Source organism: Yersinia sp. SCPM-O-B-9106 (C-191) (assembly GCF_026183365.1).
In the GTDB taxonomy this organism is placed as follows: Bacteria; Pseudomonadota; Gammaproteobacteria; order Enterobacterales; family Enterobacteriaceae; genus Yersinia; species Yersinia rochesterensis.
On sequence record NZ_CP110791.1, the window covers coordinates 2,405,905 to 2,419,477 of the forward strand.

Here is a 13,573-nt window from a genome sequence, read left to right on the forward strand (position 1 = left end):
GGGAAGGAAGGAATAAATAGTTATAATTAACAGCTGACTTAAAATATCCAATAATTATACAGTATTTACCCTAAAAGAGATTTCCTCAGAAAGGATAATCGCGATAGCCCATTTGCTCAGAAATATTACGTGCAGCGCGATGCAAAGATTTCACAATATTACTCTTGCTATCTTCAGAGAATCGCAACGTCGGATATGAAATACTTAAACCCGCAATGACGACACCGAAACGGTCAAAAACCGGCACAGCAATGCAACGTAAACCTTCTTCTTGTTCTTCGATATCTTCACCGAAGCCTTGCTCACGAACCTGATCTAACACCGGCAACAGTTCCGCTGCACTGCCCAGCGTGTGTTTGGTGCTGCGGGTAAACTCGACATGAGACAAGATTTCTTCTACTTCGCCGCGATCACGCCACGCCAACAATACCTTACCAATGGCAGTACTGTGCAGCGGGTTACGACGGCCGATACGAGAATGCATCCGCAGGTTATACATAGAATCGATTTTATGGATATAAACGATGCTATCTTCATCCAAGGCACCCAAGTGAATAGTTTCACGAGTTTCATTGGATAATTCACGCATTTGTATATCAGCGCTACGGATCAAATCAACGTTTTGTAATGCTTTAGCACCTAACTCAAATAACTTCAGAGTCAGGGAATACTTCTCTGATTCGCCTTCCTGTGCGACATATCCCAAAGATTTCATGGTCTGTAGGAAGCGGTACACGGTACTCTTAGGCATCATTACACGCTGAGAAAGCTCGGTAATACCTATTTCCCGCTCTTCACCCAAGGCTTGTAAGATGCCAAAAACTTTCAGAACCGACGAAACAGAGTCGGGCTGTTTATCTAAATCTGCAATAGCCATTTTTTGGTTACCCTACTCATTTTCTGTGTTTGATAAAACAATATGTTTTAAAAAAAATAGAACAGTGGTTTTATTATAAAGGGAAGTCGCGAGACTGTGCAATAAACCAATGTGAATAATAAGATATTAGCCTTGCAGACAGCAAACTAGCCCCTTTCCATGAAAGAGGCTAGTGTAAAACTCAACTATTTCCAGACCGATTCAGGCAATGTGGCTAAATATAATGCCGGTTTACCGTGAACATCCGAGGTAAATAGGATTTGCTTATCGTCCGGTGTAAAGGAAGGATGTGGATGTGTGACCTGGCGGTCACCTTCAAATACTTTCCATGAAGTGTCGTGGCGAGCCACACGATGCTGAGTGCCATTCTTCAGATTGAAAACATACAGGAATGGATCATTTTCAATCTTATACCCGCTATCATCTTGCACATCTACCGGCGCATCAGAACCATCGCCCACCAGCAACGTGCCGTCATAGTTACTCATCAGATGCGAACACGCTGGCATTGAGGTCAATTGTCGGTTTTCCAGTGTTTCTGGATCTGCACTGTAGATAAAGCGATCTGGGCTACCTTTTAGATAGGAAACATACACCAGCGCTGAGCCATCTGGCACCCAGAATTCATGGGTACAACTTTCGCCTTCCGCATGGGTTTTCACCTTGCGCATATTGCTGCCATCTTCATTGATGAGCCACATCCGCGCATCAACCAGATCATGGGGGCCTTCATGGCAAAACGCCACAGTGTTGTCATCATAAGGGCGGTAAATTGGATGACCGAGCCATTGATTTTCTTGCAAAATCACCGCTGATTCACCTGTTTTAAGATCAACTCGCATCAAGCGGCAGCAAGGTTTAGTGAAGTAGAATTCGTGGAATTTCTTCCAGTCCGTCAAGGGCTGCCAATCTTCGCGTTTGATCTCGATGCCAACCAACTTAGTACAATCTGAATTTGCTACCCAAGTGCCGTAACCAACCCACTCTTCAGGTACCTGATAAACCACATTTTCTTCTAATGTGGCGAGGTCAACACGCATCAGATTGCGGCCATCTTTGACATAAAACAGCGCGTCATCATCCGGTGATAAGAAACCACCAAAGGTATTATCGCCACGCCCTTCTGTCAGCTGTGTTGCCACCTGAGTATTAAGATCCAGCAAGTAGTAGTTCCATGGGCCATCAAAAGCGCCACCAAACAACAACTTACTACCATCACGGGTGAAACATTTTTGATAGAAATAGTTACGGTGGCAAGTCACGTCAGGAGGCGTCAGCCGTGTCACTTGTGCACCGGTAGAGGCATCCTGATAAGTCTGAAATGTCAGGGGGATTTGTTTACCTTTAGCCATCCGGAAAGTCCTTAAAATCATCAGAGAATTAAAATTTACCCGCAGGAAAACCTGTTCGGTTAATACTACCTCAAATTATAGAAACGATGTTTCATTTTTACGTGATCGCGGTTCTATTTTTAATGATTTGCATAAATTACGGTTTTTATCAGGCGGTTAATCTGGCTTAAAAGGGAAGTTTCACTCGATTCTTTAGTCACGCGCGCCAATAACACTCATTGCCCAGCCGCAACATGGCCTTTTACAAATAACCCGGCCACAAGGATGCATTCAAGCACAATAGCCGTTAGCATAGAAAGATTCAGCTACCTCATTACTTTTACAGATAAAATCTATGAACCCATCTGCAACTGATGGAATGCCGGTTCCACAGCGCTATGCCGCAGTCTTTGTTATTGCTTTAGGTATTATGATCGCGGTGCTGGACGGCACTATCGCCAATGTCGCATTACCGACCATTGCTCGTGATCTCAATGCCAGCCCGGCCACTTCTATCTGGGTAGTGAATGCCTATCAGCTAGCCATTACCGTATCTTTACTTTCGATGGCCTCACTGGGCGATATCATTGGTTATCGACGGGTTTATCAGGCCGGTTTACTGGTATTCAGTGTGACATCCCTGTTCTGCGCCCTGTCCGACTCTTTGTGGACACTAACATTTGCTCGCGTACTGCAAGGGCTTGGGGCCGCCGCATTAATGAGTGTGAATACAGCTCTCATCCGAATTATTTATCCCAAAGCTCAGTTAGGCCGAGGTATCGGTATTAATGCCTTGATTGTGGCGGTTTCGGCGGCGGCGGGGCCAACCATTGCAGCCGCGGTGTTGTCAGTTGCCTCCTGGCAATGGCTATTTGCTATTAACGTGCCGATCGGCCTGGTCGCTTGGGGGCTGGGCATGAAGTTCTTACCTGCCAACAATATGAAAAGCAACGGCAACCATTTCGATGTCACCAGCAGTATTATGAATGCATTGACCTTTGGTTTACTGATAACCGCTATCAGTGGTTTTGCCCAAGAGCAAAGCCCGACACTGATTGCCGCCGAAGTGGTCGCCTTATTAGTCATCGGCTTTTTCTTTGTACGCCGCCAACTCAATCAGCCCTTCCCCTTGCTGCCCGTGGATTTACTGCGTATTCCTATTTTTGCCTTATCGATCGGCACATCAGTTTGCTCCTTTGCCGCACAAATGCTGGCCATGGTTTCACTGCCTTTCTTCCTACAAACTGTATTGGGCCGCGATGAAGTTGCCACCGGGCTGCTATTAACTCCATGGCCACTCGCCACCATGGTGGTTGCCCCAATAGCCGGGCGGTTGGTTGAACGCTACCATGCAGGATTACTCGGAGGGATTGGTCTGGCGGTGTTTGCCAGTGGGTTATTCTTGTTAGCCATATTGCCAGCCAACCCCACTGATGTAGATATTATCTGGCGTATGGTGTTGTGCGGTGCGGGTTTTGGTCTGTTTCAAGCGCCCAATAACCACACTCTTATCTCCGCAGCACCACAACATCGCAGTGGCGGGGCCAGTGGTATGTTGGGCACAGCGCGCCTGTTGGGGCAGACATCAGGGGCAGCATTAGTCGCTTTGATGTTTAATCTATTCTCAACCAATGGAACACATGCATCACTGATTCTGGCGGGCTGTTTCGCCAGCATCGCGGCACTAGTCAGCCTACTGCGGGTCAACCAAAAACGCAGTTAACCTTGGTGCTCAACAATAAAAAACCCCGCCGAAGCGGGGTTTTTGTTGCGCTTATTTCAGGTATTCACCAGAACGCAAAGCTTCAATACGTTTGTCCAGCGGCGGATGGGACATAAACAGCTCACTGAATGATTTAGATTTACCGTTAATACAGAAAGCCATCAGAGTTCCTGCTTCCTGTGGCTCATAGCTGGTTTTTAACCGCTGCAATGCGGCAATCATCTTCTCCCGCCCGACCAATCTTGCTGAGCCGGCATCGGCATGGAATTCACGATGACGTGAGAACCACATGGTAATAATGCTGGCAAGAATACCAAACACCAGCTCCAATACCATTGATACCGCAAAGTAAACCATTGGGTTACCTGAACTGCTCCCTTCATTATCACGATCACCCGACAAGAAGCCCGCAGCCACCTGTGCAATCAAGCGCGAAATAAAGATAACAAAGGTATTCACAATGCCTTGAATCAAGGTCATGGTGACCATATCACCATTTGCCACATGGCTGATTTCATGGGCAATAACCGCCTCAGCTTCATCGCGGCTCATGTTCTGCAACAAACCGGTGCTGACGGCGACCAGTGAAGCATCACGACGAGCACCGGTCGCAAAGGCGTTAATATCCGGGGCCTGGTAAATAGCCACTTGTGGCATAGCTATGCCTACCTGCTGAGACTGACGACGGACAGTCTCCAACAACCAGCGTTCAGTTTCATTACGTGGTTGTTCAATCACTTCACCGCCCACGGAGCGCAGAGCCATCCATTTTGACATCAGCAACGAAACAAATGCGCCGCCGAAACCAAACAGACCGGCCATGATCATCAGCCCCTGCACACTGCTGGACTGAATACCTGTCAGGCTAAGCACCAACCCGAACACCAACATGACAGCCAAGTTGGTGAGAAGGAATAGAGCGATACGCATCATAAAAAGTTATTTCCTTATTCTGTTAATTGACGACCGTATTAAATCTACATCGTATTAAGCCAAATTTGTCATGATGACTTAGCTAAATGATTACTGAGATATGCTGATCGTATGGGCATCTGACAAATTTTCAAGGTTTGTTAAGTCCTAAGAGAGGAAATCAACATAACTTTACAAATTTGGATACTTTTCATTACATATTAAGCTGTTTTTCCACCAATCCAACGGTTGGACATGAAAAAAAAGTAAAAAAAATCCGGGCTCCAAGAACCCGGATTATGTCTATCATCCGCAGACTATTTTGCGGCGGTAGCTACCTGCGCAGGTGCTGCGGGTTGAGATTCAACCTGCGGCTGCGCTTTTTCTTTATGGGCCAAATCCAATGCGATATGAACCGTTTCGTCCAGATAAGGGTCCGGTTCCTGATAGTCTTTTGGCAAATCTTCCAATGACTTCAGCGGCTTTTTACCCTCACGTTTGAAGCGCTCATTTAAGCGGTTCAGGCGCGTGGCATCATCATCATGATTCTCTTTTTCGCGTTGAGCGTAATTGAGAGAGACAATGTTCTTCTTATCTTTCAGCGCCTTATAACGTTCAATATCTTGCTGAATATGTTGGAATTCAGGATCAGCAGCGATACGCGCGGCATGCGTTTTAAGCAATTCCGGCTCCAGCGGTTTCAAATCGCCCGTCTTGGTATAACTGGCAGCATTGATGCTGTCCCAAGGCAAAGCATTATCTTCGAAGCTTTCACCGGTTTCTGCCGGATCAACACCCGTTGGCATCACGATATCTGGGACAACCCCTTTGCGCTGAGTACTGCCGCCATCTACCCGATAGAATTTCTGGATAGTGTATTGCAGTGAGCCCAAGGCTGGCCATTCAGGGCGCAGCATTTGATCGTAAATACGATTCAGCGAACGATACTGCTGAACCGTACCTTTACCGAAGGTCGGCTCACCGACAATTAATGCACGGCCATAGTCTTGCATTGCAGCAGCAAAAATCTCAGAGGCAGAGGCACTGTAGCGGTCAACCAAGACCACCAGCGGGCCTTTGTAATACACCACGCCGTCAGTATCACTGTCTTCACGTACTTTGCCATTGTTATCCCGAACTTGAACCACAGGACCACTCGGAATAAACAAACCAGACAGAGAAACAGCCTCGGTCAGAGCACCCCCACCATTGCTGCGTAAGTCAATGATAATACTACTGACATTTTCTTTCTCCAGCTTCTGCAATTGCACCTTGACGTCTTCGGTCAAGCCAACATAGAAGCCCGGAATATCCAGTACGCCGACGCGTTCTTTGCCGATGGTTTTCACCGACATTTTCACCGCGCGGTCTTCCAGGCGAATACGCTCACGCGTCAACGTCACAGTGCGCGGTTTAGTCCCTTTACCGGCAGGTAAAACTTCTAACCGGACTTTACTGCCTTTCGGCCCTTTAATCAGCGCGACCACATCATCCAAACGCCAGCCGATGACATCCACCATCGGTTTACCGGTTTGCCCTACGCCGATTACCCGATCACCCACCGCGATAGTTTTACTTTTCGCTGCCGGGCCACCTGGAACCATGGAATTGATTAATGTGTAATCATCATCCATTTGCAGGACTGCACCAATACCTTCCAGAGACAAGCTCATTTCAGTATTGAACTGTTCGGTATTTCGTGGGGATAAGTAATTGGTATGCGGGTCAATTTCGTGAGCGAAAGCATTCATGATCAGCTGGAAGACGTCTTCGCTATTACTTTGCGTCAAGCGCTTAATGGCTGCCTGATAGCGCTTGGTCAGCGTCTCTTTTATTTCTTTATCCGTTTTACCGGTTAATTTCAAATTGAGCTGGTCATACTTAACTTTTGCGTCCCAAAGCTTATTCAGCTCAGCTTCGCTGGTCGGCCAAGGCGCTTTGCTGCGATCAATATCAATGGTGTCATTACCGGCGAAATTCATTGGCCGGTCTAAAACTGACAGCGCATATTGATAGCGTTCAAAACGGCGCTTTTGCGCCAGATTGAATAATGCATACGGCGTATCTAGCTGGCCGGATTTTAACTCATCGTCCAGCGAATGTTTTTTATCCGCGAACTGTGCCACATCTGATGCCAACAACAGGTTATGGCTGTAATCCAGCATGTTGAGAAAGCGATCAAATATTTTGGCAGAAAACTGATCGTCCAATGCAAACTGACGATAGTGAGAGCGAGTGAAGCGCGATGTTACGCGCTCACTCACGGTTGCATGCTCTGGTTCCTGGTGCAATTGAGGAAGTTGATCGACGCGATACGTTGTATCAGCCGCGTAACTTGCCCCCGCCAGTAACAAGCCTGCGATTGCTGTTAGTCTGACAAATTTGTTCATGCCTAGGTTGGCCTCCGTATCAGAACTGCAAGTGTTCTGCGCGCACAATCATCGCCAGACCTGAAGACAGCTGCACCCGTACGCCATCTTTAGCGATTTCTAATACGGTTGCGTCCATCGCGCTCTTGCCTGCTCTGACTTTGATTTCTTGACCAATTTGCAGTTTAGAGATATCTGTGACCGGCACAGGGCGTGGCTGGTTTTCCTCGGCCTGTGGACGAGGTGGCCGAGCCTGTTTTTGATTAGCCTGCTGTGGGCGAGGTGACTGACGAGGCTTGCGGTTTTCCACCGGAGCACCCGCTTCACGACGCGGTGCAGGTTTTTTACCTGCCGGACGTGGGCGACGTGGCTCTGGAGTTTCACCCGCAGCAATGGCAGCTTCGCGCTTTTTAGCTTGTTGTTCAGCACGTTGTGCCTGAACACGGGCTTTCGCCTCTTCCAGCTGTTTGCGGGCATGTTCGACATGTTGTTCTTCCAGCACACCACAAGGGTTGCCGTCTAAATCAACACGTTCAGCACCGACTTTGACCCCATAAAGATAACGCCAGCTAGATGTATAGAGACGCAGCGCAGAACGCAATTGCGTTTTGCTTAAATTCTGTTCCCCCTGAACACGTTCGACCAGATCTTGAAAAATACCGATCTTCAGTGGACGTGCTTCGCCTTCGGCGGTGAAACAAAGCGGGAACCGCTCAGCCAAAAAGGCTATGACTTCTTTACTACTGTTCAACTTAGGTTGATTTTCCATGAAATTTCCTGATTACAACGGGTTTGCCAACCAGCGCAGGCATGAACAGGCGTCATTATAATGACGCCATCAGCAATTGCCACGTTATCCGTCTATCAACTTGCACTCTTTGTAACATATTTTGCACTGTCACAAAGCTCAAGATGCTCGCAAAGCCCCGCCACGACTGAGATTAAGCCTAATTCGTCGTCTTTATCAAAGCGATCATAAACAATGCTGTCGATATCCAAAACGCCGATAACATTTCCTTTAACTGTGATTGGCAGCACAATTTCAGCATTACTGGCGGCATCACATGCAATATGACCGGGGAATGCATGCACATCACCGACCCGCTGAACGCGATTTTCTGCTACAGCTGTTCCACATACCCCTTTCCCGACAGGAATTCGTACACAGGCGATTTTCCCCTGGAAAGGGCCTAATACCAATTGATTGCCATCGAGCAAATAAAAACCGGCCCAATTCAAACCCTCAAGGCGTTCATAAATTAACGCGCTGGCATTAGCCAATGTGGCAATGAAGTTGGTTTCACCTGCAATCAGGGCACTCAAATCACGTTTTAATTCCGCGTAGAATTCTGCTTTTTTCATGTAATAACCGTTAGAAACCTAAAAATAGCCAGAGACAATTGATCTGCCTAGCTTATATAAAATAATCATTAAATGCGCGTTGCTACAAGGTTATTCGGCGCTTACCATGGAAAAGATTTGCCCACCGTGGGGTTTGCCCCTTTTTGCCCCTTGTTTTGACTCATTGCTCTGCTACCATCCGCTTTATTATTTATATATTGGGGTCAGGGTTCTTATCTGATGAAGATACATGCCATTCAACGCCCCTTGTCCACCGCCAGAGTTCAGCGGTGCTGTCAGTGCGATGCGCTATTTACCTTGCCCCCTCTCAATGGCAAGCAGACTGCCTATTGCCCGCGTTGCAGTGCGAAAATAGCCAATGGGCGCGATTGGTCATTAACCCGGCTGACGGCCATTGCTGTCGCCATGCTGTTATTGATGCCGTTTGCCTTTACCGAGCCGCTCATCACTATCCGCCTGCTCGGCACGCGGATTGATGCCAGTTTGCTGGAGGGCATTTGGCAAATGAGCCGTCAGGGTCACCCCATCACCGCCAGTATGGTGGCGTTTTGTATTATGGGTGCGCCAATTACATTGACCGTCTCAATACTGTATCTGCGAATTGGTAGCCGGATTGGCATGAACCTGCGCCCTATTTTGCTGATGTTGGAGCGCTTAAAAGAGTGGGTAATGCTGGATATCTATCTTATCGGCATGGCGGTGGCCTGTATTAAAGTCAAAGAATACGCCGACGTGATGGCCGGTAGCGGATTAATAGCCTACCTGACTTTAACATTGCTGAGTATTCTGGCGCTGGTGCATTTGAATTTGGAGCAATTGTGGGAGCGGTTTTATCCGCAAGAACAGCCGCCTGGCCCCAGAGAAACACTGCGCGTTTGTCTCTCCTGCCATTACACCGGGCATCCTGATGCACTGGGGCGCTGCCCGCGTTGCCATACACCTTTGCGCCATCGCCGCCGTCATAGCATCCAAAAAACCTGGGCAACCTTAATTGCCTCTATTGTATTGTTACTGCCCGCCAATCTATTGCCGATATCAATTGTTTATGCCAACGGCGTGCGTATGGAGGATACTATTTTCTCGGGCGTGGTTTCTCTGGCTTCATCGGGTAATATGCCCATAGCCGCCGTGGTATTTATCGCCAGTGTGTTGGTGCCCTTTACTAAAGTCATTGTCTTAATAACATTGTTGCTGAGTATTCATCTCAAGACACAGCACAGTCTGAAAACCCGCATGCGGTTGCTGCGTTTGATAACCTGGATTGGCCGCTGGTCAATGCTGGATCTCTTTGTTATTGCACTAATGATGTCGCTGATTAATCGCGATCAGCTCCTTTCTTTCACTATGGGGCCAGCAGCTTTCTATTTTGGGTCTGCGGTCATTTTGACTATCCTTGCTGTTGAGTGGCTGGATAGCCGGTTGATTTGGGATGCACATGCAACAGGAAACGCCGAGTACACCGACTGAGGCACAGGTTAAACATAAACGCCGGATATCGCCTTTTTGGCTGCTGCCTTTTATTGCCCTGCTGATTGCTGGCTGGCTGGTTTATAACAACTGGCAGGAACGCGGCACCGAAGTCACCATTGATTTCCAGTCTGCGGCAGGGATTGTCGCGGGGCGCACCCCGATTCGCTATCAAGGTGTAGAAGTTGGCATAGTGCAGTCCATCAGTCTGGATGATGATCTGCGGAATATTAAAGTCACCGCCAGTATCAAAAATGATATGGAAGATTCACTGCGCGAAGGGACTCAATTCTGGTTGGTCACCCCAAAAGCCTCATTAGCTGGGGTTTCCGGGCTGGATGCTTTAGTGGGCGGCAACTATATCGGCATGATGCCGGGAGAGGGTAAACCTCAGAGCCACTTTACCGCGTTAGATACTCAGCCCAAATTCCGTCTAAATACCGGCGAGTTAATGGTGCATCTTCATGCGCCTGATTTAGGTTCGCTCAATAGCGGCTCGCTGGTGTATTACCGTAAAATTCCGGTGGGCAAAGTCTATGATTACAACATCGCGCCTGATAATAGCGGCGTTGTCATTGACGTGCTGATTGACCGGCGTTTTGCCAAACTGGTCAAGAATGACACCCGTTTCTGGAATGTATCTGGTTTTAAAGGTGATTTCAGCCTAAGTGGCGCTTCTGTGCAAATGGAAAGCTTGGCCGCTTTGGTGAATGGCGCGATTGCCTTTGATTCCCCACCAAACAGCCAGAATGCGAAGCCAGATCAGCCCTTCCAGCTCTATCCAGATTTAGCGCACAGCCAACGCGGTGTGGCTATCACACTGGATTTGCCCAGCGGCAGCAGCTTGAGTGAGGGGCGCACCCCACTGATTTATCAGGGTTTACAAGTCGGAACTCTGACAAAAATGACTCTTCAGCCAGACAGCAAAGTGACCGGCGAATTGACCATTGATCCGTCAGTGGTGGATTTAATGCGCACCGGCACGCGTATTGAGATGAACAGCCCGCGAATCAGTCTTAATGACGCCAAACTGAGTGAACTTTTAACCGGCAATACCCTGGAACTTATCCCCGGCGAGGGTGAGCCGCAACAGCGCTTTACCGTGCTGCCCAGCAGTAAAAGCCTGTTACAGCAACCTAATGTGCTTGAATTGCAACTCACCGCACCAGAAAGCTATGGCATTGATGTGGGTCAGCCAATCTCACTGCATGGCATTAAAATTGGTCAGGTTTTGACACGCGAGCTGTCTGCCAATGGCGTCAGCTTTACCGTGGCAATTGAAGCGAAATACCGGAACTTAGTGCATAAAGACAGCAAGTTTGTGGTGAACAGCCGGCTGGATGTGAAATTCGGCATCGACGGCATTGACATACAAGGCGCCAGTGCACAGGAGTGGATTGATGGCGGCATCTTGATTCTGCCGGGCAGTAAAGGCGAGCCGCTCAATAAATACCCGCTGTACCGCAGTGTGAATAAAGCCCTTGATGGGATTTTAGGCAGCGGCCCGGCCGCCACCCTCACCTTGACCGCCACCAGCTTGCCCGATGTGCAAACCGGATCCGTGGTGCTGTATCGCAAGTTCCAGGTGGGTGAAATTACCCAAATCAGGCCGAAAGCCAATGAGTTCGAGGTGGATGTTTACATTCAGCCAGAATATCGCAAGCTACTCACAGATAAGAGTATTTTCTGGGCCGAGGGCGGCGCGAAAGTCCAATTTAATGGTAGCGGCCTCACCGTGCAGGCCTCCCCGCTGAATCGGGCATTAAAAGGCGCCATCAGTTTCGATAATCTGGAGGGCGTCACACTGGATAAAGGGGCAAAACGCACACTTTATGCCAATGAAACCGCCGCCCGCGCGGTCGGCAGCCAGATTATCTTACGCACTTTTGATGCCAGTAAACTGGCGGCGGGTATGCCAATTCGCTATCTCGGCATCAATATTGGTCAAGTTGAATCACTCAAACTGGCCCCTGAGCGCAATGAAGTTTTAGCCAAGGCGGTGCTCTACCCAGAATATGTGCAGAGCTTTACCCGCGCCGGTACCCGCTTCTCCATTGTTTCGCCGGAGATCTCAGCCGCGGGGGTCAATAATCTGGATACCCTGTTCCAGCCCTACATTAATGTCGAGCCGGGTAAAGGTGGCACATTGCGCACTTTTGAGCTGCAAACCGCCACCATCACAGACTCGCGCTATCTTGATGGCCTGAGCATTATTCTCGATACCGCAGAAGCAGGTTCGCTGCAAATTGGCACGCCAGTGCTGTTCCGTGGGTTGGAAGTGGGCACTGTCACTGGGTTTAATCTGGGGGCAATGTCTGATCGGGTGCAAGTTTCTCTGCGCATCAGTCAGAAATTCCAGCAATTAGTGCGGCAAAATACCGTCTTCTGGCTAGCATCGGGCTATAACCTTGAGTTCGGATTGACTGGCGGAGTAGTGAAAAGTGGCACTTTCCAGCAGTTTATTCGCGGTGGCATTGCTTTCGCCACGCCCCCCACCACACCGCTGGCCCCGAAAGCCGAAGTTAATCAACACTTTTTGCTGAACCCACAAGAACCTAAAGACTGGCGCAATTGGGGGACGGCAATCCCGCGCTTCTAATTCAACTGGCTAACAGGGCAGCGAATGTGCTGCCCTAATCGCTATCACCACAGACATCCAACACACATTTTCGCAACCAGCGATGCGCTGGGTCAGCATCCATTCGTGGGTGCCAGAGCATAGAAACCCTGATAGTCGGTAAGTTTATTGGCAGCGGGAAGCTGAACATACCACCGCGCAAATTCAGTGTGTGACGTTCCGGAACCGTGGCCACTAAATCAGAACCTTTCACTAAGGCCAGTGCGGTCGAGATGCCATCAACATAAGTGACGGCGTTTCTTTCAAGACCCAATAATTGCAACGCCTCATCAACTGGCCCTTTATGACCTTGACGCCGTGAAATCATAATGTGGCCTTGGGCCGCGTAGCGCTCAGCGGTTATCTCCCCCTCATTTAATAAATGCCCAGTTCTGGCCACACCGATAAAACGGTCACCAAATAATGCCCGCGTGCGCAGTTCAGGGCTGGCCGCAGCCCCCACCACACCGGTTTCCAGATCGACAATGCCATCGCGAAGTAACGCACTGTCTTTGTTCATTTTTTGCATAAAGCGCAACCGCACCCCCGCAGCATCTTGGTTAACCCGAGCCAACAGCGCCGCACCAAAATTTTCGAAAAAACCGTCGCTGCTACGCAATGTGAAAACACGCGTCAATTGCGCAAGATTGAGTGTCTCTGCCGGGCGCAGAACCGAAGTCGCGTCTTGTACCAATTGGCTCACTTGTTCACGTAGCTCCAGCGCTCTTGGCGTCGGAACCAACGCCCGCCCCGCCCTAACCAATAATGGGTCGCCGGTGGTTTGGCGCAATCTGGCCAGTGACCGGCTCATCGCCGATGGGCTAAGCCCTAATCGCTGAGCAGCTCGCACCACGCTACCTTCCGCAAGCAGGACATTGAGTGTAATTAATAAATTGAGGTCAGGTTTTGTCATCC

At 49.0% G+C, this 13,573-nt stretch carries 10 protein-coding genes; 3 read left to right on the forward strand and 7 right to left on the reverse strand.

Going from position 1 to position 13,573, the window contains the following annotated elements; genetic code table 11:
* Positions 1 to 85: 85 nt before the first annotated feature.
* Both kdgR and ogl read right to left on the reverse strand, forming a co-directional pair.
* Positions 86 to 877, reverse strand: coding sequence for a DNA-binding transcriptional regulator KdgR (gene kdgR, locus OP863_RS11055; RefSeq protein ID WP_038632520.1), 792 nt, complete (start codon positions 875 to 877; stop codon positions 86 to 88).
* A gap of 185 nt (positions 878 to 1,062) precedes the next feature.
* Positions 1,063 to 2,229: an oligogalacturonate lyase gene (gene ogl, locus OP863_RS11060; RefSeq protein ID WP_038632518.1), complete on the reverse strand. Its 1,167-nt coding sequence runs from the start codon at positions 2,227 to 2,229 to the stop codon at positions 1,063 to 1,065.
* Positions 2,230 to 2,563: 334 nt separating this feature from the next.
* On the opposite strand from ogl, the gene OP863_RS11065 reads away from it, so the two are divergent.
* Complete coding sequence (locus tag OP863_RS11065; RefSeq protein ID WP_265525256.1) at positions 2,564 to 3,931, forward strand: MFS transporter; 1,368 nt, start codon at positions 2,564 to 2,566, stop codon at positions 3,929 to 3,931.
* A 51-nt stretch (positions 3,932 to 3,982) separates the two neighbouring features.
* Here OP863_RS11065 and htpX read toward each other — a convergent pair whose 3' ends face one another.
* The 4 genes from htpX to OP863_RS11085 form a co-directional block, all read right to left on the reverse strand.
* The gene (gene htpX / locus OP863_RS11070; RefSeq protein ID WP_050291187.1) at positions 3,983 to 4,864 is read right to left on the reverse strand and encodes a protease HtpX; all 882 of its coding nucleotides are present in this window, start codon (positions 4,862 to 4,864) and stop codon (positions 3,983 to 3,985) included.
* A gap of 296 nt (positions 4,865 to 5,160) precedes the next feature.
* The gene (prc, locus tag OP863_RS11075; protein WP_265525257.1) at positions 5,161 to 7,233 is read right to left on the reverse strand and encodes a carboxy terminal-processing peptidase; all 2,073 of its coding nucleotides are present in this window, start codon (positions 7,231 to 7,233) and stop codon (positions 5,161 to 5,163) included.
* A gap of 19 nt (positions 7,234 to 7,252) precedes the next feature.
* Positions 7,253 to 7,981, reverse strand: coding sequence for an RNA chaperone ProQ (gene proQ, locus OP863_RS11080; protein ID WP_038632507.1), 729 nt, complete (start codon positions 7,979 to 7,981; stop codon positions 7,253 to 7,255).
* A 95-nt stretch (positions 7,982 to 8,076) separates the two neighbouring features.
* Positions 8,077 to 8,574: a GAF domain-containing protein gene (locus OP863_RS11085; RefSeq protein ID WP_050116334.1), complete on the reverse strand. Its 498-nt coding sequence runs from the start codon at positions 8,572 to 8,574 to the stop codon at positions 8,077 to 8,079.
* Positions 8,575 to 8,793: 219 nt separating this feature from the next.
* On the opposite strand from OP863_RS11085, the gene yebS reads away from it, so the two are divergent.
* Both yebS and OP863_RS11095 read left to right on the forward strand, forming a co-directional pair.
* Positions 8,794 to 10,041: a membrane integrity lipid transport subunit YebS gene (gene yebS / locus OP863_RS11090; RefSeq protein WP_145588197.1), complete on the forward strand. Its 1,248-nt coding sequence runs from the start codon at positions 8,794 to 8,796 to the stop codon at positions 10,039 to 10,041.
* A complete protein-coding gene (locus tag OP863_RS11095; protein ID WP_265525258.1) occupies positions 10,010 to 12,640 on the forward strand; it encodes a PqiB family protein in 2,631 nt (876 codons plus the stop codon). Before yebS ends, OP863_RS11095 begins: the two co-directional genes overlap by 32 nt.
* Before the next feature lie 34 nt (positions 12,641 to 12,674).
* On the opposite strand, the gene OP863_RS11100 is transcribed toward OP863_RS11095, so the two are convergent.
* Positions 12,675 to 13,571: a LysR family transcriptional regulator gene (locus OP863_RS11100; protein ID WP_145588193.1), complete on the reverse strand. Its 897-nt coding sequence runs from the start codon at positions 13,569 to 13,571 to the stop codon at positions 12,675 to 12,677.
* Between the last annotated feature and the right edge of the window lie 2 nt (positions 13,572 to 13,573).